At 61.8% G+C, this 21,830-nt stretch carries 23 protein-coding genes and 1 pseudogene; 12 read left to right on the top strand and 12 right to left on the bottom strand.

Features of this window, described 5'->3' with window-relative positions:
• Positions 1-125 precede the first annotated feature (125 nt).
• Positions 126-392, top strand: coding sequence for a DUF3606 domain-containing protein (locus NKJ13_RS10785; RefSeq protein ID WP_352701054.1), 267 nt, complete (start codon positions 126-128; stop codon positions 390-392).
• A gap of 33 nt (positions 393-425) precedes the next feature.
• On the opposite strand, the gene NKJ13_RS10780 is transcribed toward NKJ13_RS10785, so the two are convergent.
• Entirely contained in the window at positions 426-974 is a 549-nt protein-coding gene (locus NKJ13_RS10780) for a DNA-3-methyladenine glycosylase (RefSeq protein ID WP_352736865.1), read from the bottom strand.
• 94 nt (positions 975-1,068) lie between these two features.
• Positions 1,069-1,398 carry a hypothetical protein gene (locus NKJ13_RS10775; RefSeq protein WP_352507011.1) on the bottom strand — a complete coding sequence of 110 codons (330 nt, stop codon included), beginning with the start codon at positions 1,396-1,398 and terminating at the stop codon, positions 1,069-1,071.
• A 243-nt stretch (positions 1,399-1,641) separates the two neighbouring features.
• On the opposite strand from NKJ13_RS10775, the gene NKJ13_RS10770 reads away from it, so the two are divergent.
• Positions 1,642-2,160, top strand: coding sequence for a metallophosphoesterase (locus tag NKJ13_RS10770; RefSeq protein WP_352736934.1), 519 nt, complete (start codon positions 1,642-1,644; stop codon positions 2,158-2,160).
• Between the two features lie 74 nt (positions 2,161-2,234).
• On the top strand, positions 2,235-2,543 hold the full coding sequence (locus NKJ13_RS10765) for a hypothetical protein (RefSeq protein ID WP_352736936.1): 309 nt from the start codon (positions 2,235-2,237) through the stop codon (positions 2,541-2,543).
• A 110-nt stretch (positions 2,544-2,653) separates the two neighbouring features.
• Here NKJ13_RS10765 and NKJ13_RS10760 read toward each other — a convergent pair whose 3' ends face one another.
• Positions 2,654-2,887: a hypothetical protein gene (locus NKJ13_RS10760; protein ID WP_254815811.1), complete on the bottom strand. Its 234-nt coding sequence runs from the start codon at positions 2,885-2,887 to the stop codon at positions 2,654-2,656.
• Positions 2,888-3,099: 212 nt separating this feature from the next.
• Between NKJ13_RS10760 and dcm the strand changes: the two genes are divergently transcribed.
• Both dcm and NKJ13_RS10750 read left to right on the top strand, forming a co-directional pair.
• Entirely contained in the window at positions 3,100-4,308 is a 1,209-nt protein-coding gene (gene dcm / locus NKJ13_RS10755; protein ID WP_352736863.1) for a DNA (cytosine-5-)-methyltransferase, read from the top strand.
• Positions 4,289-4,756, top strand: coding sequence for a very short patch repair endonuclease (locus NKJ13_RS10750; RefSeq protein WP_352736861.1), 468 nt, complete (start codon positions 4,289-4,291; stop codon positions 4,754-4,756). The genes dcm and NKJ13_RS10750 overlap by 20 nt, the downstream gene beginning before the upstream one ends.
• 65 nt (positions 4,757-4,821) lie before the next feature.
• Here the strand turns inward: NKJ13_RS10750 and NKJ13_RS10745 are convergent, their stop codons facing one another.
• Genes NKJ13_RS10745 through NKJ13_RS10730 form a run of 4 tightly spaced genes read right to left on the bottom strand, consistent with a single transcriptional unit; the run spans position 4,822 to position 9,507 of the window.
• Positions 4,822-5,250, bottom strand: a complete 429-nt coding sequence (locus NKJ13_RS10745) for an EcoRII N-terminal effector-binding domain-containing protein (protein ID WP_352736859.1) — start codon at positions 5,248-5,250, stop codon at positions 4,822-4,824.
• Positions 5,243-7,057 carry a DEAD/DEAH box helicase gene (locus NKJ13_RS10740; RefSeq protein WP_352736857.1) on the bottom strand — a complete coding sequence of 605 codons (1,815 nt, stop codon included), beginning with the start codon at positions 7,055-7,057 and terminating at the stop codon, positions 5,243-5,245. The genes NKJ13_RS10745 and NKJ13_RS10740 overlap by 8 nt, the downstream gene beginning before the upstream one ends.
• Positions 7,050-7,874 carry an HNH endonuclease gene (locus NKJ13_RS10735; RefSeq protein ID WP_352736855.1) on the bottom strand — a complete coding sequence of 275 codons (825 nt, stop codon included), beginning with the start codon at positions 7,872-7,874 and terminating at the stop codon, positions 7,050-7,052. Before NKJ13_RS10735 ends, NKJ13_RS10740 begins: the two co-directional genes overlap by 8 nt.
• Before the next feature lies 1 nt (position 7,875).
• A complete protein-coding gene (locus NKJ13_RS10730) occupies positions 7,876-9,507 on the bottom strand; it encodes an ATP-binding protein (RefSeq protein WP_352736853.1) in 1,632 nt (543 codons plus the stop codon).
• Positions 9,508-9,859: 352 nt separating this feature from the next.
• Here NKJ13_RS10730 and NKJ13_RS10725 point away from each other — a divergent pair.
• The 3 genes and pseudogenes from NKJ13_RS10725 to NKJ13_RS10715 all read left to right on the top strand — a co-directional run.
• Positions 9,860-10,165 (top strand): annotated as a pseudogene (locus NKJ13_RS10725) (aspartate aminotransferase family protein); the annotation flags it as partial.
• Positions 10,166-10,179: 14 nt separating this feature from the next.
• On the top strand, positions 10,180-11,601 hold the full coding sequence (locus NKJ13_RS10720; RefSeq protein ID WP_352736852.1) for a glutamine synthetase family protein: 1,422 nt from the start codon (positions 10,180-10,182) through the stop codon (positions 11,599-11,601).
• A gap of 86 nt (positions 11,602-11,687) precedes the next feature.
• A complete protein-coding gene (locus NKJ13_RS10715) occupies positions 11,688-12,410 on the top strand; it encodes a UdgX family uracil-DNA binding protein (RefSeq protein ID WP_352736933.1) in 723 nt (240 codons plus the stop codon).
• A 1-nt stretch (position 12,411) separates the two neighbouring features.
• Here the strand turns inward: NKJ13_RS10715 and NKJ13_RS10710 are convergent, their stop codons facing one another.
• The 4 genes from NKJ13_RS10710 to NKJ13_RS10695 all read right to left on the bottom strand — a co-directional run bounded on the left by NKJ13_RS10710 (position 12,412) and on the right by NKJ13_RS10695 (position 16,784).
• Entirely contained in the window at positions 12,412-13,677 is a 1,266-nt protein-coding gene (locus NKJ13_RS10710) for a glycerate kinase type-2 family protein (protein ID WP_352736850.1), read from the bottom strand.
• Entirely contained in the window at positions 13,674-14,177 is a 504-nt protein-coding gene (locus tag NKJ13_RS10705; RefSeq protein ID WP_352736848.1) for a heme-degrading domain-containing protein, read from the bottom strand. The genes NKJ13_RS10710 and NKJ13_RS10705 overlap by 4 nt, the downstream gene beginning before the upstream one ends.
• Positions 14,178-14,251: 74 nt before the next feature.
• Entirely contained in the window at positions 14,252-15,565 is a 1,314-nt protein-coding gene (guaD, locus tag NKJ13_RS10700; RefSeq protein ID WP_352736846.1) for a guanine deaminase, read from the bottom strand.
• 1 nt (position 15,566) lies between these two features.
• The gene (locus tag NKJ13_RS10695; protein ID WP_352505900.1) at positions 15,567-16,784 is read right to left on the bottom strand and encodes a urate hydroxylase PuuD; all 1,218 of its coding nucleotides are present in this window, start codon (positions 16,782-16,784) and stop codon (positions 15,567-15,569) included.
• 139 nt (positions 16,785-16,923) lie between these two features.
• Between NKJ13_RS10695 and NKJ13_RS10690 the strand changes: the two genes are divergently transcribed.
• The 4 genes from NKJ13_RS10690 to dps all read left to right on the top strand — a co-directional run bounded on the left by NKJ13_RS10690 (position 16,924) and on the right by dps (position 20,819).
• On the top strand, positions 16,924-17,844 hold the full coding sequence (locus NKJ13_RS10690) for a LysR family transcriptional regulator (RefSeq protein ID WP_352480068.1): 921 nt from the start codon (positions 16,924-16,926) through the stop codon (positions 17,842-17,844).
• 75 nt (positions 17,845-17,919) lie between these two features.
• Positions 17,920-18,933, top strand: a complete 1,014-nt coding sequence (locus tag NKJ13_RS10685) for an LLM class flavin-dependent oxidoreductase (protein ID WP_352736845.1) — start codon at positions 17,920-17,922, stop codon at positions 18,931-18,933.
• On the top strand, positions 18,930-20,183 hold the full coding sequence (locus tag NKJ13_RS10680) for an LLM class flavin-dependent oxidoreductase (RefSeq protein WP_352736844.1): 1,254 nt from the start codon (positions 18,930-18,932) through the stop codon (positions 20,181-20,183). The genes NKJ13_RS10685 and NKJ13_RS10680 overlap by 4 nt, the downstream gene beginning before the upstream one ends.
• 147 nt (positions 20,184-20,330) lie before the next feature.
• Positions 20,331-20,819, top strand: a complete 489-nt coding sequence (gene dps, locus NKJ13_RS10675; protein WP_023676226.1) for a DNA starvation/stationary phase protection protein Dps — start codon at positions 20,331-20,333, stop codon at positions 20,817-20,819.
• An 8-nt stretch (positions 20,820-20,827) separates the two neighbouring features.
• On the opposite strand, the gene xdhC is transcribed toward dps, so the two are convergent.
• Entirely contained in the window at positions 20,828-21,808 is a 981-nt protein-coding gene (gene xdhC, locus NKJ13_RS10670; protein ID WP_352736932.1) for a xanthine dehydrogenase accessory protein XdhC, read from the bottom strand.
• Between the last annotated feature and the right edge of the window lie 22 nt (positions 21,809-21,830).

Below are 21,830 nucleotides of genomic sequence, written 5' to 3'. Positions count from 1 at the left end.
AAACCGGCTGCTCGCCTCATGGTTCCTGGTCAGTCGGCTCGACCGCGCAAAAGTCCGCCTGGTCGCGGCAACGAAAGCCGCTTGCCCACGTTGCCGTTGATGCGAAGCTCCACCAGGAGGAAAAAATGGCCGACGATAAGAGCAAGCGGGATTTCCGCGACCGCGATCGCGTTGCTGCGGAAGACGACCGTGAAGTCGAGTATTTTGCCCAGCAGAACGGCATCACCGCCGACCAGGTCCGTCAGCTGATCAAGAGCTTCGGCAATGATCGCGGCCGCCTGGTCGAAGCCGCGAAGGCGTTGCGGGGGATTTCACCTGCCGGAGCCGACGAGGTGACCAGGGAAGCCCGCCAGCAGGCGACACCCATGCATCTCGGCAAACCCGACGAGTGATGCCAGGCAGCTGCTCTGCCGCTGCCGCAGGCGTCAGAATTTGCGGCTCAGATAATCCGAGCCGCGCAGGCCGAACCGCCACTCGGCATCGATAGCCTTGGAAATGCCGATCCGGCGGCCTGTAAGAATGGCGCTGGCGTCGCCCGGCTGCCTGAATTCGAATGGCGGCACGTCCAGTGGCAGCCCGTCATGGAATGTGTCGATTGCCAGCGCCTGGCAAAGACGACCGGGTCCCGAGCAAAGCAGCCGGGGGTCGTCAACGCCGCGATTGGCCCGCATAACCTCCAGCCCGGATTGCGGTTCGATTGCGCGGATGAGCACGGCACTGCCGGGCAGGCACACGGCATTGAGGCACCAGTGCAGGCCATAGGAGCGATAGACATACGCGCTGCCCGGGGTGCCGAACATGGCGCCATTGCGCACCGTCCTGCCACCGAAAGCATGCGAAGCCGGGTCATCGGGGCGATAGGCCTCGGTCTCGACGATGATGCCGCCAACGCCGTGCAAAAGCAGCGTCGCGCCAATCATGTCGCGCGCCACGGTGGTGGCGTCTCGGGCAAAGAATTGGTGGTTCGTGGTCAACGGGCACCGGACTGATCGCGCCTCAACCTGGCGCGTCAGCAAGTTCCCGGACCGGAAGCAAAATGTCCAGCCACTGCTCTCGGATCTGCGATATTCAGCGCAGCATGGCTGCGCCGATGAAAACCGCCGCGGCCAGCACGACGATGGCGGCAATCACCAGCACCGGCCCATATCGGCGCGGCTGGACGTCGGGCTCATCCTTCAGCGGACGCATCGCATTGGCATAGCTCGCCTGGTTGGTGAACTCCGGCTTTTCATGAGGCGCAGACCGATCCTTTGCCGGAACGCTGCCGGCCGATTCCGCGTCCGTTTCCATGGGAGCCGCGGCTGGGTCGATTCCCGGTGTCTTATCCCCTCCGCGCCCGGCGTCGATATCGCCCCGCGCTTGAGCCGGGCTTCGCCCAACGGGTGCTGCGTCGGTCATCGTCGAGGTCCTTTCAGAGCATCGGCCTCAAGCATTCTAACCTGCGTCTCATTTCAAAGTTCCCCCGTTTCAAAGTTCCCCTTCTTAAAGTTCCCCCTTCTTAAAGTTCCAACAAGCGGAAACCGCCTGGGCCTGCTTACAGGAACAACCGGCGATCGAGCGGGTTGAGCAAGCATTGGGGAGAGCAAGATGGACTTGGTGCGCCACGCGCCCAGATCGGCAGTTCGAAACAGGCTCCAGCGCATGATCTACTTCACCGCCGACACGCATTTCAGCGACCCGCGCATTTTGCGCATCGACCGCCGCCCGTTCGGCTCGCTGGCGGAGCATGATCGGGCGCTCATTGCGTTCTGGAACGAGACTGTCGGGCCGGACGACGAGGTCTGGCACCTCGGCGATTTTGCCAAGGGCTCGGCGTCCTTCGTGTCGTCGCTGCTGTCGTCTCTTCATGGCAGCAAGCACTTGATCATCGGCAACAACGATGCTGCGGCCACCATTGACGCGACGGGTTGGGCTAGCACGCAACACTACAAGGAGCTGACGCTCGGCGGCAGCCTGCTGATCCTTTGCCACTATCCTTTTCGCACCTGGAACCAGATCGGCCGGAGGTCGATCGACCTGCATGGCCATTCGCACGGCCGGCTCACCCCGGTCACGCGCCAGTATGACGTCGGGGTCGACAGCTGGGATTTTCGTCCGGTCACGCTTCCCACCATCCTCGCCAGCCGCGGCCGCCGGCCGGCGCGGGCAAAACCCGGCTGAAGGCGGCTGGCCGCAACCGGAACCTCTGCGGAGCTGAGGCGTTCGAAAAATTGCAAGGCGTAAAGGCAACGGCAATGGCTCAGAAGATCACGACAGGCATGAATGACCGGCCGCGCAATGAAACCATCGGCCAATCCGGCGAAGGCCTGCCGGACGATAGCAGCAAGCCGCTTGAGGTCGACGAAGGCTTGGTCGCCCGATTGAGAAACAAGCTGCAGGGCAAGCCCCGGCAAGCCGCTCAAACCAACATGGACGAGGTTCCGGCAGGCGTTCCCGGCGCCGGCGAGAACATTTGCCGCCGCTGTGCAGGGTCAGGCATGATCGACGGCCGGACCTGCCCCGAATGCGGCGGAACCGGCAAGGTGACGACGCCGATTGGCTGAGGCTAGAGCAATTTCAGGAAAAGTGTGAAACGGTTTTCCGTCCGGAATTGCGTCAAAAAAAGATAGACCGGTTCTGCGTTTCCGTGAAACGATGAACCGTCTAGCGCCGGTCAGATCGCCGGCACCCACTTCCAGAACACGCCCTCCTTGCGGTCGGGGTAGTGCTTGAAGTCGCATTCGAAGCGCCAGCCGTAATTCTTGGCAGCGGCAAGCGCCTCCTTGCTGACCGGGTTCATGCCGGTTCCCGGCGCAAACCAGTCCTCCAGCAGGTCGTCAGGTATGTAGGCGCCGATCCTCAACGGCAGCTTTTCGAGAACGACATCCATTTCGGGTGGTGCGGGCACGGGGCGCTCCCTTCGGGGTCTACTCACGAAGAAATCGTTCGAGGCGGATTGGGTTCCAGAGGTCAGATTGACTTCCGCCTTTCGAGATTGGCTGAGCAGGAAGGATTGGCAGATTGCAAGCATGGCGCACGCGTGAGCCAACCAATTCATTTGTGCCCTGAGTCAGATTCTGCCAAATTGGGAAAAAATGACACAGTAGGAGATTCGGCCCCTTGAACACTCATCCCGTGCCGAGAACCGAATTTTCCATGCTCCGGGAACAGGCCGGACTCACCATTGAAGAAGCCGCTCGGATCACCAGATCTTCAATCAGTTCCGCTTATCGGCACGAGCGGGGAGAATCAGCTCCAACTGCGCTGGCGATGGATGTCCTCAGGCTTGTTGCAGAGAACCATAAGAAGGCGCGCCCTGAGAGCACGTTCCGCTTCATTGACCTGTTCGCCGGCATAGGTGGCCTCCGGTCGGGGTTCGAAACGATTGGCGGCAAATGCGTTTTCACCAGCGAATGGGACAAATACGCGGTGCTAACCTATCGCAAGAACTTTCTGGAGGATCCGGAACATAAGTTCGGGGGTGACATTCGTGAGTTCACCAAAGACGCAAAGGCCTTAGACACCATTCCGAAACATGATGTCTTGCTTGCTGGTTTCCCTTGCCAGCCTTTTTCTATTGCAGGTGTTTCCAAGAAGAATGCACTCGGTCGCAGCCACGGCTTTCTTGATGAGACACAGGGAACACTTTTTTTCGATGTAGCGCAGATCATTAAACATCACAGGCCGAAGGCATTTTTACTGGAGAATGTAAAAAATCTTGAGCGCCACGACAAGGGCAGGACGTTCGAGACGATCCTGAATGTACTTCGCAATGACCTTCAGTATCATGTCACGACAAAAGTACTTAGCTCGCGTCCGTGGGTGCCACAAGGACGCGAACGTATCTTTATTGTCGGGTTCCTTGAGAAAATTAATTTCTCGTTCGATGAGGTCAAAATACCCAACGGTCCTGGGCCGAAGCTTGCCAGCATACTTTCGAAGACAGTTGACCCAAAATACACGCTGACTACCGATCTCTGGCAATACCTAAGGGACTACAAGAAGAAGCATACGGCGAAAGGTAATGGATTCGGTTACGGTCTTTTCGGCCCAAACGATGTCGCGCGCACTCTCTCTGCTCGCTACTACAAAGATGGCTCCGAAATCCTGATTGACCAAGGCGAAGGAAAACGCCCGCGTCGGCTCACTCCCGATGAGTGCGCAAGGCTTATGGGGTTCGCGCGCGAGGGTAAGGAATGGTTTATCCCCGTGTCCGATATGCAGGCCTACAAGCAGTTCGGAAACGCTGTGGTGGTCCCTGTGGTAGAAGCTGTGGCGAACGCCATGAAGCCACACATCCTCTCATTGGTTGATCGCGAAGTTGGTTGATATCGTATCCCAGGAGGCGCGTAGCCGGATGATGGCCGGCATTCGGGGGAAGGATACCAGACCCGAGCTGTTGGTCCGTCGCGCGCTACACGCTAGAGGCTTCCGATACCGTCTTCACGGCACGGGGGTCCCAGGGAAGCCCGATTTGATCTTTCCGAAATATCGTGCAGTGATTTTTGTCCACGGATGCTTCTGGCACGGTCATGACTGCTGCCTGTTTCGAATGCCGGAGACAAGGCGAGATTTCTGGAGTGCCAAAATCCTGCGCAACAAGGCCCGCGACCTAAGTGTGGAGCTAGAGCTGATCGCCTCTAATTGGCGGTCGCTGACGATATGGGAGTGCTCATTACGAGGGAGGCACCGGTTGGGCGCTGACGAGACCTTTTCAAGGGCGGTAGCGTGGCTGCTTGAAGGTCAGGAAAACGCCGAACTGCGGGGTTGGGCTTGAAGACTCGGATCAAGAAGGTGGGCGATGAATGAACGGCCCGGATTCCGCAGCCAACTGGCGTGACGTTAGTGAAGACGGCGCCATCCGCGAAGGCGCACCGTACGTGCCTTGGGTCCTCCGGCCGCCATATTTTCCGCCACGACGCTAATGCGGATCTGTCCGCTTCCAGGTTCGCCAGAGATCATCATCCGATCACCTGGGCCTGCACCTGCTGCCCGGAAGTATGCCGTCAGATGCGTAATGCGGAACTCGTTCCGAGTTCCCTTGGGACTATGAAGCCGGTTATTATAATGGATGTAGCGAAGCCTCCAGGTCGTGCCATCCTCGTCGCGGGCCGTCAGCCAGACGCTAGGGTTGAGGGTTTCGGCGTCTAGCGGCGGTAGGAACGCAATTAGATCCCGCTGAGTCTTGGGGACATGAATGCCTGCCTGATGGCTACGCGATCGCCCAGTGTCGTTAGCGGTCAAAGTCTTTTCAAAGCGCTGCTCAGCCATCTTCTGCCTCCGGCCGGATCGTGAGCGCGCGGCGCAGGTCGGCGTGTTCGCGCGCGGAGATTGGGACGGCATCATTAGCGAGATCACGCCGCCAGTTAGACCGGTCTATCATTACCCGCTCAACCGTGTTCTCGTAAAACAGGTGGTAAATCGCTACGGGATCTTTCTGGCCCCGCCGGTGCGCTCGTGCGCTGGCCTGCATTTCGAGCGCTGGATTCCAAGCTTGGGTATAGTGGACCACGATCGTGGCGGCAGTTATGTTGAGGCCCGCACCTGCTGCCTTAGGATTGAGCACGAGACAGGCCGGACCTGCATGGACCGTAAATGCTTCTACAATCCGCTGCCGGTCCGACTGCGGCGTCGATCCGTTGATTGCGCCCCAGAAAGCCGGTGGCAGATGCCGCCCCGCCTCGCGGATCAGTTCGCCACACCGATTGAATATTGCAAAAATGAGAACTTTCCGTCCCGTGAGGAAGGCCTCCTCAAGGAGCGCGACCGTACGTTCAAGCTTGGGCGTCATAAGAGGCAAGGTTTGGTTCGAGCAAAGTACAGCGTCGTCATCAGTGTCAGGCTCGCCGCCGCCTTGCAGCCAAGGATGCGCGCAGAAAAGCTGGAGCTGTCCTGTCGCGACCAGTGGGCCCGCACTCGGATATCGCGCAAGCGTATTGGCCAGTACCCGCGAATAGTGGGCAGCAAGTTCGTCCCCCAGCTCAAGGGGGACGTCAATGTCACGGCGCTCAGGCAGGTCGCCGGCAACGTCCGCCACACGGCGCCGCAGCACAATCGGCGCAGTGATGTCGGCTAGCTGACGCGCAGCCGTTTCATCGTCGGGGTAGTAGGTCAAGAATTGGTTACGCGGGCCGAGAAGGCCGGGAATAGCTAGATCGGTGAGTGACCACAGGTCCTGCAGCGATGTCTCGACCGGAGTGCCGGTCATCGGGATCGTACGGCGGCGCGGCAGCGACGCCAAGACTGTGCGACGCCTGGCGTCCGGGTTCTTCACTGCCTGAGCTTCGTCACAGATCAGCCAACTCCACTCTACACCTTGGAAAATCGCAACGTCGTTTACGACCGTGTCGTAGGTGGAGACGACGACTTCGGCGCGCACCAACCCCGCTGAAGTTCCGGCGCGGTGTGGGCCGCCGTGAATCATCACGGAAAGGTCGGGGGCAAAACGCAAGATTTCGCTACGCCAGTTGGCCACGAGGCTGGTGGGACAGACGATAAGGGCTGGTGCTGTGAGGGCCGGACGGTCAAAGAGTAGCAGCGCGATAATCTGGACCGTCTTTCCAAGTCCCATTTCGTCAGCAAGGATGACCCCGCCAGTATGGCGAACTGTGTCAAGCATCCACCGGACGCCGCGTGCCTGATAGGGAAAGAGAACCGCATTCAGACCGGGTGGCGCAGCCCCAGGGTCCATCGCGTCGGACTCGGTTTTCGCTGGCGTGAACACCGAAGGCTCAGCTTGGACTTCGATCAAGGGGTTATCGAGCTGCAGTATCTGCACCACCTTGGCAAAGCTGAGGCTCCCATCCAGAAGATCCCGAACCCTTGCGGGCGTGTCCGCTGGCAGCGGCCGGACCGTACTGCCGTCGAGCACCCAGCTGAAGCTAAGGGCTGGCGCGGGAATGAGGACCGCTTCTCCACCAACTAGCCGCCGCCCGTAGAGGCCGGCCGAAAAACCTGATGCTTCACGCCGAATTCTCAGCACAGGCTGCAGCAACCGCTCGGAGAATAGGACATCCCGCGGAAGGCTTCGCACGACCTCCGCAAACGTATTCGGTGCTGCTGCTGTCCACTCAACCATCGCGACCCAGTATCGCTCTAAGTTCATCGGGCGACCAAGGCATCGGCCGGCGGGTATGAGCAGCACGATGGCAACTTGGACACAGCGGGATCAGGTCGGTTTCTGGGTCATAGGCACGCGGCTCACCGGCCAGTGACAGAGGTTGGATGTGATGCACCTCGATGATGTGACCGGCGTCCCCGTAGACGGCAGTCGGGTCGGTGCCGCACACACCGCAGATTGGTCTATGAATCCGGAGGCACAGGAGGCGATTGCGCGGATTGCGTTCCCGGCGCCTCACCACCGAAATAAGCACCGTGCCCTCGATCTCGCCCTCTAAGCTTGGCGCCTCTGGCGGCAAGATAGGGTCATAACCATAGAGTTCGGCCATAGCAGCTAGCATCGGGATCACCATTGCCCGACAGGTCGCGGTGAGCGCATCTGCGCCGAAGCGGTCTTCGACGCCCTTTTGGAGGGCGATGATCGAAAAGCTGCTGTCACGAATATCCCAATCCTCGAGTGACTGGCCGGGAATCGTCACCTCAGCCCCGCTAGCAGCGCTGCGAATGAGGGCACGGGCGAGCTGTTTTTCCTCAGGCTGCGCGACCTGCATCTGCGTAATCGTTCCCGCCGAAAAGGAAGCAAAACGCAGCCGGGCCTCGTAACGTTTGAGGCCCCGTGGGACCAGCTCTACTATCGGGCTGCGCGCCCGGCCGAGATCGTCGAACCAGAGCCTGAGCCCCGTCTGGGCACCGTCCCTCACAGTCTCGACGCCCACGGCTGCGCCAGTTCCGTCCTCGACCTCGCGTCGGATCAGTGCTTGCTGCGCCGCCAGCATCTCAAGCCTCTTCGTCGGACCCGATCAGCTCGTCGTCATCGGGCAGTGGGACCTCCCGCAGCAATCTCCTAAGATTGGTCGAGATTTCATCGCGCATGTCCTCGAAGATGGGCTCGAGTTCGCTGTTAGTGTTGTTCTGCTCCGCCGTTGCGAAAGCCCACATCAGCAGATCGATGCCTTCAACCGCATAGCCGCTTGCGGCCGCCCGCTGGTAGATCTTCTGGTAAAAATCGTGGTGCTTGTTGATTCGCACCCCCGTAACGAAGCCGGTGCCTTCGCCGCTGCGCATCGCGGGCTCCCACAGGTTACCACTGGTGATGTCGTCGACCGCCTCAACGTAGATGTTCTTCGGATCAACGTTTGTTTCGACCGGAACCTTGAGGCGGATACTAGGTCCCCGATTGTTGGCGAGCGTAGCAATTTTCGATGCCGGGTCGAACGAATCAACCGACGGCTTCTTGGTGGATGGCGTGTTGCCAATTACTTTATTGGCGCTGTCGTGATCGACGCCGCGTTCGACCGCGGCCGCGCGTTCTTTGCGGCGATAGCGATTGCCAGCTTCGCGATAGGTCGGCTGCAAGCGACGCCTTAGCTCGTCCTCGAGTGCAGGATCGAATAGGATCTTGGATTTCTTGACGTCCACTTTAAACGCATGATCGAGTTTGTGATCGAAGTCGAACTCCACCCTCAGCAACGACGTGTGAGGTTCGACCGCGCCAAACACGCCAAGCCAGCCGCCCTGCTGGATTACGCGGCCCTCGCGATGGATGTAGAAGCCCTGCCCGCGGTTGGTGATACGCGCTTTCTTGCGCTCCTCGCCATTGAGATCGCGCTGGTTGGGCAGGATCCAGGCACGAATGTGAGCCACCTCGACAGCTCCATCATCCATTTCGACCTCAAGCTTCTGTAGGTCCTTGCCAAGCACCTGCTCAGCTTTTTCCGGGTAAAAGGGATTCCACGGTTCCACCTTTTCATGGTCGATGCAGATACTGACCGTGCGCTCGCGCTTATCCGCCGGATCGAGGAAGCGGTAGTAAATGAGCGCCACGTGCTCTCGCAGCCTTTCTGAGAGGCGACGCATCGCCGCCTGTTCTTGGGTTCCTCCGGGCTGGTTGTATTCCTTGGAGAGAAGTCGATCGCACTTAGACCAGATAACGAGCGTCCCCCTGTCTCCGCAGAGCTCCTCAAACCAATCAAGCTCGTCTGCGCTCACCGCCTCGCTTAGCATGACCCATTCATTGGTGGCTTCGACGTGTTCAAGGTCCCATGCTAGCTTGGCAAACCCATCACCGGGGCCGCGTCGTGAGATCACTGTCAGCCTCAGGCAAACTGAGGTGGAAGCGGTTTTGAGACCAAGGCCGAATTTGCCAAGGCTCGCGAGGTTGGCTCTGGCCGGCGCGCCATAGCGCATCGCTGCAAAAAGCATGGCCGCGTCCATCCCGTCCCCGTTGTCGCCGAAGCACACGAACTTTCGGCCATCGTTCATCAGCTCAAGGACAACATTCACTTGGGTCGCATTAGCAGCTATTGAATTGTCAATGACGTCCGCTGCTGCGGTATTGAAGTTGTATCCGGTGTCCCTAAGGCCGTAGATCAGCCGTGTAGCATCAGGTTCATTGGTTAGATCTGTCACTTTCCCCCCAAGCTGCAGCTCCACAATGCAGCGGCGCCATGCCGTCCCGCCTATGATGGCCGCTCTGTGCGACAGACGGTCGAATCGATGTACTCTAACGGCTCAGCGTTTTTCGTCAAAGTCTAGATCGGATTTAGAATACGGACCTCGAAGTCCAGGAGACCGCGTTGCGGCTGGCCGCAGCCTCGTCTTCGCCGGCCAAAGTCGGCATCAAACAGGTCGAGGACCGCATCTGGCTGGTCCAGCCTCATGGAACTATGATTTGGGATATATCGACTTGGAACAGAGGACGGCACGAGGTTGCCACCCACGTCTTAGGTACATTCTGTTACCCATGTCTCCGGGTCGTACCCTTGCGCGGCGGCTCGACGCCGGACTGACCGCCGTCATCGACCGCTACCGGCTGCCCTGGCATGTCTCACGTGTCGGCGCCCGCGTCGAGTTCATCTGCGCGCCCGGCCCGCTGAGGAATGGCGGCCAAGCGGAAGCAGCCCATGCGCCCGAACTCGAAGCGGCGATCCATGTCGCGCTGGTCAATCGCGGCGTGTTGATCGCGCCCTTCCACAACATGATGCTGATCTCCCCGGCCACGAGTGCGGCCCAGGTGAACCGGCTGATCACCGCCTTCGCGGCGGTTGCGGCCAGGCTCACGGCGTGAGACAAGCTTGCGACATGAGAGAAGCACGCAAGCCAGATTTGAGTTCCATCGTGACGTCACCTTCGGGTTCCACGCCCGCAGAGGCGCGAGCCTTTCTCGAGGCCCATCCCGAGATCGAAGCCTTCGATATCGTGCTGACCGACGCCAACGGTGTCGGGCGCGGCAAGATCGTGCGCCGGCACGAACTGATGAGCATCTTCGAGAACGGCCGGCACATGCCGATCTCGATCCTCGGCCTCGATATCACCGGCGAGGATGTGCACGAGACCGGGCTGATCTGGACGACTGGCGACGGCGATCTCCGGGCATGGCCGATCCCTGGCACGCTGGTGCCGCTGTTCGGCACGCAGCCGCCGCGCGGCCAGGTGCTGATGGCGATGTACCATCTCGACGGCCAGCCAATGTCGTCCGACCCGCGGTTGGCGCTCGCCCGCCAGGTAGATATGCTTGCGGCCAAGGGCCTGCATCCGGCCGGCGCCTTCGAACTCGAATTCTTCCTGCTCGCCAACGAGCGCGATGCCGAAGGCAAGGTGCAGCCGGCGCACGCGGTGCTCGACGGACGCCGCTCGGCCAAGACGGAGGTCTATTCCGTCGATCATCTGCACGGCATGGAGCCGCTGTTTTCCGACATCTATGCTGCAGCCAAGGTGCAAGGCATCCCGGCCGAGACGGTCATTTCCGAATATGCGCCGGGCCAGTACGAATTGACGCTCAACTACCGCAAGGATGTGATGCGGGCGGCTGACGATCTCGTCATGCTCAAGCGTCTGGTGCGGGCGCAGGCGCGCCGTCATGGTGTCACCGCTTGCTTCATGGCCAAGCCGATCGAGAAATATGCCGGCTCGGGCATGCATTTTCATGTCTCGCTGCTGGACGATGCCGGCAAGAATGTCTTTGCCGAAACCGGCGGTGAAAGCTGGTCGCTGCCGCTGCTGCGCGGCCTCGGCGGACTGATCCAGACGATGGCGGAATCGATGCTGGTCTTCGCGCCGCATGCCAACTCGTGGCGGCGCTTCGTCTCGCAATCCTATGCGCCGGTGGCGCCGACCTGGGGCGTCAACAACCGTTCGGTGGCACTGCGTGTGCCGGCCGGCGACGCAAAAAATCGGCGCATCGAGCACCGGCCGTCGGGCGTCGACGCGAATCCTTACCTGGTGGCAGCAACGGTGCTGGCAGGCATCGTCAAAGGCCTTGACGAAGGCCTCGACCCCGGTCCCGAAACCACGGGCAATGGCTACGAATCCGCCGTCACGCGCACGACGATGCCGGTCGACTGGCGTGCCGCGATCGAGGCCGCAAGGGCGTCGAGCTTCCTCAAGGGCGCATTGGGCGAAGACCTGCACCGGACGTTCGTGGCAATCAAGCAATCGGAATATCTGCGCGTGGCGCGCACGGTCAGCGAACTGGATTATCACCTCTATCTGCACGAGGTGTAGGGCATCACATCGTCGGCCATCCGCCGTCGAAGGCGCATGCGGAATAATTTCAGCGGAACCTTCGGCGGGCTTTTCTCATTGCGTATCTGATTGCAGGAGCGAACAAGGCCGCCTTAGTCATGATCGCCAGGATGCAGACAACCCCGACGCCGCACCATGCCAAGGTGCAGGCAAGAAGCTTGCCTGCAAGCAAGTCTCCGGAAACGACAGAAATCGACGCCAGAACGATTCCTGAACTGCGCGAAACGGCCAAGATCTGCCGCCGCTGTCCGCTATGGCACGACGCCACGCAGACCGTGTTCGGTGAAGGCCCTGATAAAGCCAAGGTGATCTTCGTCGGCGAACAGCCGGGCGATCAGGAGGATCTGGCGGGCAAGCCTTTCGTCGGTCCGGCCGGCAAGGTGTTCGACGCGATCCTGGACGATGCGGGCGTCGATCGGCTGAAAGTCTACGTCACCAACGCGGTCAAGCATTTCAAGTTCGAGCCGCGCGGCAAGCGGCGCATCCACTCGAAGCCCAACGCCGGCGAGGTGCAGGCATGCCGCTGGTGGCTCGACAAGGAGATCGATCTGATCAAGCCCAATCTGGCGGTAGCGCTCGGCGCGACGGCGGCGCAGGCGCTGCTCGGCAAGGTGGTGCCGATCATGAAGATGCGCGGGGCGGTGGTGGAGCGCGACGATGGCTTGCGTGTCTTCGTCACCATCCACCCGTCCTTCATCCTGCGCATTCGCGAGCCGGCGGATAAGCAGGCAGAACGCGACCGGTTCCTGCAGGATATGAGAGCGGTGAAAAAGCTGATGGCCGCCTGAGCTATTTGATCAATATCGCCCGGAAATCGTTGACGTTTGTGCCGGTCGGACCGGATACGAAAAGGTCATCTACGGCATTGAATGCCGTCCAGGCATTGTTGCCGGCAAGCATGGCCTTGGCATCGACGCCCGCCTTACGCATCCGCGACACCGTCGAGCCGTCGGCGAAGGCGCCGGCATTGTCTTCCGAACCGTCTATGCCGTCAGTGTCGGCGGCCAGTGCGTGCACGCCGACTATGCCGCTGATGCCAATGGCGAAGGCGAGCAGGAATTCCGAGTTGCGGCCGCCTTTGCCTTTTGCACGCAGGGTCACCGTCGTCTCGCCGCCGGACAGGATCAGAACCGGTTTTGCAAACGGCCGGTTGCGCGTTGCCACTTCGCGCGCGATCGCGGCGTGGACGCCGCCGACCTCACGCGCCTCGCCTTCGATGGAATCGGAGAGAATGACCGCCTGAATGCCTTGGCGCTTCGCTTCGGCCGCTGCGGCTTCCAGCGAGACGCCGGCGGAAGCGATCAGATGCACCTCGTTGCGGATAAAACGCGGGTCGTCCGGTCGTGGCGCATCGGCCGCCGGCGAATTGATATGCGCCATGACCGAAGCCGGCAGGTTCATGCCATAGGCAGCGATCGACGCCAATGCGTCCTTACGACTGCCTATATCCGGTACGGTCGGACCAGAAGCGACCAGAGCCGGATCGTCGCCCGGAATGTCAGAAACAACCAGCGAGACCACCTTGGCCGGATATGCGGCGGCCGCCAGCCTGCCGCCCTTGATCGTGGAAAGATGTTTGCGGATGGTGTTCATCGCGGCGATCGGCGCGCCGGAGGCGAGCAGCGCCTCGCTGACGGCGATCTCGTCGGCCAGCGTCAGGCCTTCGGCAGGTGACGGCAGCAGCGCCGAGCCGCCGCCCGAAATGAGCGCCACGACGAGGTCGTCCGCAGTCAGTCCCTGGACTTTTTCGAGCAGCCGCCGGGAAGCTGCGAGCCCCGCGGCATCCGGCACCGGATGCGCCGCCTCGATGATCTCGATGCGCCGGCAGGCCGCGCCATAGCCGTAGCGGGTGACGACCAGCCCTTCGATCGGCCCGTCCCACACCTTCTCGAAAGCCGCCGCCATCTGCGCCGAGCCTTTTCCTGCACCGATGACGATCGTGCGGCCCTTCGGCCTTGCCGGCAGATGATCCTTGATCGTCCTCTGGGGATCGGCGGCGGCAACGGCGGCGTTGAAGATCGAAATGAGAAAGGATTTGGGGTCTACCTCTGTCATTTTGCTTCCGCCGGCAATGCCAGCTCGCGCGCGTCGATGCGGAGATGCTCACACAGCGCATCGACGACCACGCCATGGTCCTCACGCTCCGGCAGGCCGGAGACGGCGATCACGCCAATGACGCCGGCGCCCTTGACAGAGATGGGAAAGCCGCCGCCGGCCAGCACGTAGTCGGCAGTATCCAATCCCTCGCCTGGCTTGAAGCTGCGGTCGGGGCGCTGCTGCTCCAGCACCATGCGGTAGGTGCTTTTCAGGAACCGCCGCACCACGTTGATCTTGCGCCGCGCCCAATCCGGATTGGAAGCGTTCGAGCCGGGCATTGCCGCATAGAACAGCGGCCGGTCGAAGGTTCTGATATCGACGATGATCGGCAGGTTTTCCTTGAGAGCCCGGTCGCGGATCGCCGAGCCGATCTCGAAAGCGACGGCTTCATCGAAGCCCGAAAAGACAAGCGTGGCTTCCTGTTTCTTGATCAGAGCGATGTCGTCCGCAACGGCCATGTCGTTCCCCTGTCAACTTCGCCGCACGCTTTGCCGGATGGCTGCCGCACGGTCAAGCCGGTCGCATGCGACAGCTAAACCGCCATGTCCGTCTTGGCCGCGCGGCCGGCGACATAGACCTCGCGCACGGCGCGGTCGTCGCCGAGCGTCTGCAGCAGAAACAATTCCTCGGCGAGCGTGTCCGCCGTCTCCACCCGCAGCCGCATCGCCGGCGTGGCGCGGGCGTCGAGCACGACGATATCTGCGTCGCTGCCTTCCTCGAGGGTGCCGATCTTTTCCGCAAGCGACAGCGCCTCGGCATTGCCGCGGGTCAATTGCCAGAACGACTGGAACGGATTGAGCTTCTCGCCGTTCAGCGCGATCACCTTGTAGCCCTCGTCCATGGTGCGCAGCATCGAATAGTTGGTGCCACCGCCGACATCGGTGGCGGCGGCGATGCGAAGCGGCTTCTCGCGGCGGCGATAGCGCTGATAATCGAAAAGGCCCGAGCCGAGAAACAGGTTGGAGGTCGGGCAGAACACCGCCACCGAGCCGCTATCGGAAAGTGCGTCCGCCTCGCGTTCCGAGAGATGGATGCAATGGCCGAACAGGCTTCTTCGGCGGAGCAGCCCGTAATGCTCATAGACATCGGTATAGTCGCGCGCCTGCGGATGAAGCTGCTGCGTGAAGGCGATCTCGGCGTGGTTTTCCGACAAATGCGTCTGCATGTGCAGATCAGGATATTCGCGGCAGAGCGCGCCCGCCATCTCCAATTGCTCGGGCGACGAGGTGATGGCGAAGCGCGGGGTGATGGCATAGTGCTGGCGCCCCTTGCCGTGCCACTCCTCGATCAACGCCTTGCTGTCGTCATAACCCGATTGCGGCGTGTCGAGCACGCCTTCCGGCGCGTTGCGGTCCATCATCACCTTGCCGGCGATGTTGAGCATGTTGCGGTCATGCGACTCGGCAAAGAACGCTTCGGCAGATTCCTTGTGCACCGAGCAATAGGCGGCGACAGTCGTCGTGCCGTGGCGCAACACTTCATCCAGGAACAGCCTGGCGATACGGCGGCCATGCTGGGCGTTCTGGAATTTGGTCTCTTCCGGAAAGGTGTAGGTGTTCAGCCAGTCGAGCAGCTCGGCGCCGAAGGAAGCGATGACCTGCATCTGCGGAAAATGCGCGTGCGCATCGATGAACCCGGGCAGCAGCAGATGTGGCCTATGGTCGATCTTTTTTGTTCCCTCGCCCGCCTTTTTCTCGACTTCGGCATAGGCGCCAGCGGCAACGATCCTTCCGTCGCGCATCAGCAGGCCGCCATCTTGCTCGTAGCGCCAGGCGGAATGGTCGTCGATAGTTTCTGGCCAACGCAAAAACGACAGCGTGCGGCCGCGCAGGAGCGTGCTGGTCATGCTATTTCCCCGCGCCTTCGAACCAGGCTACCAGCAGTGCCCGTTCCTTGTCGGTGATCTGGGTGACGTTGGCGGGCGGCATGGCGTGGCTGCGTCCGGCCTGCAGGTAGATCTCGCCGGCGTGCTCGGCGATGCCGGCATCGGTATCGAGCATCACGCCCTTAGGCGCGTGGTAAATGCCCTCGTAGGACGGCTCCGCCGCATGGCACATCGAACAGCGGCCAAGCACCGTATCACGCACGGCGGGAAAATGCGCCGAGGCGACGTAGACCTGTGCCGCCGAGGACGTTTTGACCTCGCCGGTCAGCAGCTTCGGTGCCGTCGACAGCCAGATGATGACGACGAACAGGACGGCGGCGGCCAGCCAGGTCCAGGTCGGATTGCCTTTGCGCGCATGCCTGGTGTTGAAATAGTGCCGGATCAGCACGCCGATGATGAACACCAGCGAGGCAATGACCCAGTTGAACTCTGTGCCGAACGCCAGCGGATAATGGTTCGACAGCATCAGGAACAAAACCGGCAGCGTCAGGTAGTTGTTGTGCAGCGAGCGCTGTTTGGCGATCTTGCCGTATTTCGGATCGGGCTTACGGCCGGCGATCAGGTCGGCGACGACGATCTTCTGGTTGGGGATGATGACCATGAAAACGTTGGCCGACATGATCGTCGCGGTGATGGCGCCGAGATGCAGGAAAGCGGCGCGGCCGGTGAACAGGTGGGTCAGGCCCCAGGCGATGAACACCAGCACGCCGTAGAGCACCAGCATCAGGCCGGTGTCGCTGTTGCCAAGCGGCGAACGGCACAAGAGATCGTAAACCACCCAGCCGACGCCGATCGTCGCCAGCGACAGCAAGATGCCTGCAGGCACCGACATGGCAAGCACATTCGGATCGATCAGGAACAGGTCCGCCCCGGCATAGTAGACGATGCACAGCATGGCGAAGCCCGACAGCCAGGTGGCGTAGGATTCCCATTTGAACCAGGTCAGGTGCTCGGGCATTTCGGCCGGCGCCACCAGGTATTTCTGCACGTGGTAGAAGCCGCCGCCATGCACCTGCCATTCCTCGCCGAAGGCTCCGGCAGGCATGCCCGGACGCTGGCGCAGCCCGAGGTCGAGCGCGACGAAATAAAAGGACGATCCAATCCAGGCGATACCGGTGACGACGTGCAGCCAGCGCACGGCGAAACTCAGCCAATCCCAGAATATCGCGAAATCCATCATGAAAAATCGTCCCTGCCGATCGGCTGACTTTACGGGTTGGAGCGCAAACGGAAAGGGCCGAGACGCGCGATGACTTTCAAAAAAAATTGGAAAATACTAGGCTGATCCTACGCAGCCACATGAGAGCCACGAAAGCCGCATGGCCTATCTCGATAACATCGCCGTTTTCGTCCGTGTCGTCGAGCTCGGCAATTTGTCGGCGGCTGGGCGCGACATGCGCATTTCGCCGGCGGTCGCTTCCAACCGGATCAAGGAGCTCGAGAAGCACCTGGGCGTCAGGCTGTTCAACCGTACGACGCGGCAGTTGATGCCGACCGAGCACGGCACGGTGTTCTACTCCGGCGCCAAGCAGGTGCTGGAGGCGGTCACCGAGGCGGAAGCGGCGGTCAGCGCATTATCCGGCCAGCCGCGCGGCACCATAAAGGTGACAGCGCCGCTCGGCCTCGGGCGGCGGCTGGTAGCATCCGGCATCCCGGATTTCCACGACAGGTACCCCGATATCGAGGTACGACTCCGGCTTTCCGATCACAATGTCGATATCATGAAGGAAGGCATCGACGTTGCCTTCCGGCTGGGCATCATCGAGGATTCCAGCCTCAGGATGCGCGGCATTATGGAATGCGAGCGCGTGCTGGTAGCGGCCCCGCAATATCTGGAAGTGCGCGGCGAGCCGAGCGAGCCGCAGGAATTGATCGGCAAGAAACACGATTGCCTGATGCTGCGCTATTCCGGCGCGCGTGAATATGTCTGGACTCTGCAGACGCCGAACGGCCCGCAAAAGTTCGAGGTGCACGGCCCTTACGATACCGATGATGGCGACGTGCTGACCGGCTGGGCGCTGTCCGGCCGCGGCATCATCAACAAGCCGCGCTTCGAGGTCGAGCCGTTTATCCGCGACCAGCGGCTGAAGGTGATCCTGAGCAACACGCCGCCGACGCCGGTGCAGTTTGCCGCCGTCTACCCACACAAAAAGCTGCAGGATCCGAAGGTGCGGCTGCTGCTCGATTTCATGGCCGAGCGCTGCCAGCGGCTGATCCGGGATATTCTGGCCGGCAAATGATCGCCGGCTGGCCGGTTGCTTTCCGTCCAGCCGACGAGATAATTCCCAAGGAATCTCGCTCAACAGGGAAAAGCGATGGCCGACGGCGCCACAATGTGTCTCGCCGTTTCACTGTCTCCGGAAGCCGCCCCTTCCCATCCGCCCGGCGCCGGCCCGGACTTCAGTCTGCTGGCGCGGTTCGTGCAAGAAGCCGAAGCGGCCGGCCTGGACATGGTGTTGCTCGGCGATTCCGCGCCGGTTGCAAGTGGGCCGAACCGGCAAATGCGCTTCGAAGCGACGACCTTGCTGGCAGCGCTGGCTACGGTGACAAGCAGGATCGGCCTCGTCGCGGCAGCGTCGACGGTCGCCCACCAGCCCTACAATCTCGCGCGTCGTTTCGCCTCGCTCGATATTATCAGCCATGGTCGCGCCGGCTGGAACGCGAGCATGACGCCCGACCCGCGCGAGGCGGCCAATTTCAGCCGGCCGGAAGGGTTTTTCGGCGACGATCTCCGCCTGCGCGCAGAGGAATTCATCGGCATCGTGCAAGGTTTATGGAAAGGCTGGGACGCAGACGCGCTGCTGTTCGACAAAGTTGCCGGCCGCTTCTTCGATCCCGAGAAGATGCACCTTCTCGACCACAAGGGCGAATATTTTTCCGTGCGCGGGCCGCTCAACGTGGCGCGGTCGCCGCAGGACACGCCGGTGCTGGTCATGTCCGGCCTGTCCGAGCCCGCCATGGATATCGCCGCCCGCACCGCCGATGTCGTCCTGCTGGATGAGCCATCGATCGAGCCGGCCAAGTCGGGCGATCTGAAGCGCCGTGCGCTTACTTTGGGGCGCAGGCCGGAGGCGCTGAAAGTGCTGATGAACGTTACCGGCAGCGCCGAAATAACCGCCGCGCCGGACCTTTTTGCGGACAGGCTCGAAGAGTGCTTTCGCTCGAAAGCCTGCGACGGTTTCAACGTCGCCATGCCGTTCACATCGGCGCTCGACGATTTCGTCGGTCTCGTGCTGCCGGAGCTTCGCCGCCGCGGCCTTGTCCGGTCCGGGTACAGCACGACGACACTGCGCGCCCATCTCGGGCTTGCAGGGGAGGATCGGCAATGAGCGCCGGTCGGGGCCAGATGAAGCTCGGCGCCTTCCTGTGGGCGACAGGCCACCACATCGCCGCCTGGCGCCATCCGCAGGCGCATGTCACGGCCGGCATCGACGTCGATCATTACATCCAGCTGGCGCGGACGGCGGAAGCGGCAAAGTTCGACATGATCTTCTGCGAGGACGCCGCCGGCGTGCGCGAGGCCAATGTCAACATCGCCAGCCAAACGTCGCGCTCGATCGGCTTCGAGCCGATCAGCCTGCTTGCGGCGCTCGCGGTGCAGAGGGAGCGCATCGGCCTCGTCTCAACGGCGTCGACAAGCTATAACGAGCCTTACGGGCTTGCGCGAACCTTCCTGTCGCTCGACCATCTGAGCGGCGGCCGAGCCGGCTGGAACCTTGTCACTTCGGCCAGCCAGATCGAGGCCGCCAATTTCGGCTCGACCGGACTGCGCCCACATGCGAACCGCTACGAACGCGCGCGCGAATTCGCTGCCGTGGTTGCTGGCCTTTGGCAAGGCCAGGGTGGACACGAAGGCAGAAGTTTTTCGGCGCGTGACCCGCTCGATCTGCCGCGCTCGCCACAAGGTGCACCGGTTATGGTCCAGGCGGGAGCGTCGGATGAGGGCCGCGATCTCGCCGCCCGGACCGCCGATGTGGTGTTCACTGCGGCGCAAACATTCGAGGAGGCAAAGGCCTTCTACGACGACCTCAAGGGACGGCTGGCGGCCCATGGGCGCGAGCCGGAGGACGTCAAGATCATGCCCGGCGTCGCGCCGGTCGTCGCGGCAAGCGAAGCGGAAGCCCGGGCAAAACATGATGAACTGCAGGAGCTGATACCGGACGATGTCGGTGTCGCGCTGCTTTCCAGCTATCTCAGCATATCCGATCTCGCGCGCTATCCCATCGACGGACCGCTGCCCGAGCTGCCGGCCAGCGAAGGCATGCAGAGCCGGCAGGCGCTCGTCATCGAGCAATCACGCCGCGACAAGCTGTCCATTCGCCAGCTTGCCCGTCATTTCGCCGGCGCGCGCGGCCATTGGCGCGTCGTCGGAACGCCCGCCCAGATCGCCGACGAGCTCGAAGCACGCTTCGAGGGCGGCGCGGCGGACGGTTTCAACGTCATGCCATCCTATTTTCCCGGCCAACTCGATGCCTTTGCCACACTAGTCGTGCCGGAGCTGCAGCGGCGCGGGCTGTTCCGAACGGATTATGAAGGCAGCACGCTGCGCGACCATCTGGGCTTGAAAAGGCCGGCGTAAACGACGAGCGGAACGAAAGTCGGAGATCGCCGTTTTGGGATGCTGTGCCGCGCGGCGATGAGGGCGTCTGCGCGCATGTTCGATTGACCTTCCACAAACTTCGCCCTTTTTTAAACCAAGCGGACGCAACCGCCACAGGAGCCGATCATGGATGCCATCGCCACCCGCAACGACCTGCAATCCAATGCCAAGAAAGAGTGTATCGATCTTCTCAATGCCCGCCTTGCCGACGCCATCGATCTGGCCTTGATCACCAAGCAGGCGCACTGGAACGTCAAGGGACCGCAATTCATCGCCATTCACGAGATGCTCGACACGTTCCGCGAGGAGATCGACGGCCATGTCGACACCATTGCCGAGCGCGCCGTACAACTCGGCGGGACGGCGCTCGGCACATCGCAAGAGGTGTCGAAGGCGACTATGCTCGAGGCCTATCCGACCGACATCCACAAGACCCGGGATCATCTGGCGGCGCTGATCGACCGCTATGCCGCAACCGCCAAGCGGGCACGCGCGGCGATCGACGAGGCGGCTGGCGCGGGCGATGCCGACACCGCCGACATCTTCACCGCCTATTCACGCTCGCTCGACAAATTGCTGTGGTTCCTTGAGGCGCACACGCAGGAGAAGGAATAGCCAAAACGTCAGCCGGCCATCGCCTTGCGGCGAGGGGTTTTGGACTGAGCGGACGGTGCCGCCGCATGGCCGGCCAACGCCGTCATAATCTCGGCTACGGCGAGTGCGGCGATCACCTGCGGGCGCTTGTCCTTAACGGCATCGCCGCCGATCGGCGAGACGAGGCGGGCAAATTCCGCCTCGCTTCCGTCCGCCGATTTCAGGAACCAGTTCCGGAACGTCGCCTTCTTGGTTCTGGAGCCGATCATGCCGACATAGGCGGCATCCCGGCGTTTCAGAGCCTCGGCAACGATCAGGAAGTCCAGCGCATGGTCATGGGTGAGGACAACGAAGGCCGATCCAGCCGGGGCTTCGCGCACCATCGCCTCAGGCATCGGCGTCAGCTTGGTTTCGACTGCTTCCGGCATGCCTTTGAGCGCCTCGGCTCGCGTCTCGACAACGACGATATGCACCGGCAGCAAGGCCATCGCCGAGGCCAGCGCTTGGCCGACATGGCCGCCGCCGAGGATGTAGACATGCGGTAGCTGCGCTTCCTCGGCTTCCGCCGCCGCAACCAGCTTGGCTTCAAGCGCCGGGTCGACCAGCTGGATCAGCAGCTCGACCCTGCCGCCGCAGCACTGCCCGATCTCCGGGCCGAGCGCGATGTCGAGGGTATCCCTCCCCCTTGAGGGGAGGGTGGCGGCGAAGCCGCCGGGTGGGGTCGCTGCGGCAGTGCTCGACGCACCGGCGGTGCCTTCTGAGACGACCCCCTCTGGCCGCTCCGCGGCCATCTCCTCCTCAAGGGGGGAGAAAAGCATCTGCCGCGCTTTGTCGATCGCCATGTATTCGAGCAGGCCGCCGCCGATCGTGCCGAAAGTGGCCGATCCTGAGACGAGCATGAAGGCACCCGTCTCGCGCGGCGTCGAACCTTTTGTCCCCGCCACCTCAACGAAGGCGACCCGGCCGGCGCCGGCAAGAAAGGCTTTCAGGCTCTGCACTTTCGCGTTCATCATTTCGTGTTCCCTATCGGGA

The organism is Mesorhizobium sp. M0174 (genome assembly GCF_040322275.1).
Taxonomy (GTDB): Bacteria; Pseudomonadota; Alphaproteobacteria; order Rhizobiales; family Rhizobiaceae; genus Mesorhizobium.
This window is presented reverse-complemented; position numbering and strand designations above follow the sequence as displayed.

What these genes read in the sequence shown, in the direction of transcription:
- NKJ13_RS10685 (WP_352736845.1), top strand. Translation starts at nt 17,920, where the DNA reads ATGGCCGACGGCGCCACAATGTGTCTCGCCGTTTCACTGTCTCCGGAA.
- xdhC (WP_352736932.1), bottom strand. Translation starts at nt 21,808, where the DNA reads ATGAACGCGAAAGTGCAGAGCCTGAAAGCCTTTCTTGCCGGCGCCGGC.
- NKJ13_RS10720 (WP_352736852.1), top strand. Translation starts at nt 10,180, where the DNA reads ATGAGAGAAGCACGCAAGCCAGATTTGAGTTCCATCGTGACGTCACCT.
- NKJ13_RS10765 (WP_352736936.1), top strand. Translation starts at nt 2,235, where the DNA reads ATGGCTCAGAAGATCACGACAGGCATGAATGACCGGCCGCGCAATGAA.
- NKJ13_RS10695 (WP_352505900.1), bottom strand. Translation starts at nt 16,784, where the DNA reads ATGATGGATTTCGCGATATTCTGGGATTGGCTGAGTTTCGCCGTGCGC.
- guaD (WP_352736846.1), bottom strand. Translation starts at nt 15,565, where the DNA reads ATGACCAGCACGCTCCTGCGCGGCCGCACGCTGTCGTTTTTGCGTTGG.
- NKJ13_RS10690 (WP_352480068.1), top strand. Translation starts at nt 16,924, where the DNA reads ATGGCCTATCTCGATAACATCGCCGTTTTCGTCCGTGTCGTCGAGCTC.
- NKJ13_RS10785 (WP_352701054.1), top strand. Translation starts at nt 126, where the DNA reads ATGGCCGACGATAAGAGCAAGCGGGATTTCCGCGACCGCGATCGCGTT.
- NKJ13_RS10705 (WP_352736848.1), bottom strand. Translation starts at nt 14,177, where the DNA reads ATGGCCGTTGCGGACGACATCGCTCTGATCAAGAAACAGGAAGCCACG.
- dps (WP_023676226.1), top strand. Translation starts at nt 20,331, where the DNA reads ATGGATGCCATCGCCACCCGCAACGACCTGCAATCCAATGCCAAGAAA.
- NKJ13_RS10745 (WP_352736859.1), bottom strand. Translation starts at nt 5,250, where the DNA reads ATGGCTGAGCAGCGCTTTGAAAAGACTTTGACCGCTAACGACACTGGG.
- NKJ13_RS10775 (WP_352507011.1), bottom strand. Translation starts at nt 1,398, where the DNA reads ATGACCGACGCAGCACCCGTTGGGCGAAGCCCGGCTCAAGCGCGGGGC.
- NKJ13_RS10710 (WP_352736850.1), bottom strand. Translation starts at nt 13,677, where the DNA reads ATGACAGAGGTAGACCCCAAATCCTTTCTCATTTCGATCTTCAACGCC.
- NKJ13_RS10770 (WP_352736934.1), top strand. Translation starts at nt 1,642, where the DNA reads ATGATCTACTTCACCGCCGACACGCATTTCAGCGACCCGCGCATTTTG.
- NKJ13_RS10735 (WP_352736855.1), bottom strand. Translation starts at nt 7,874, where the DNA reads ATGCTGGCGGCGCAGCAAGCACTGATCCGACGCGAGGTCGAGGACGGA.
- NKJ13_RS10680 (WP_352736844.1), top strand. Translation starts at nt 18,930, where the DNA reads ATGAGCGCCGGTCGGGGCCAGATGAAGCTCGGCGCCTTCCTGTGGGCG.
- NKJ13_RS10740 (WP_352736857.1), bottom strand. Translation starts at nt 7,057, where the DNA reads ATGGTTGAGTGGACAGCAGCAGCACCGAATACGTTTGCGGAGGTCGTG.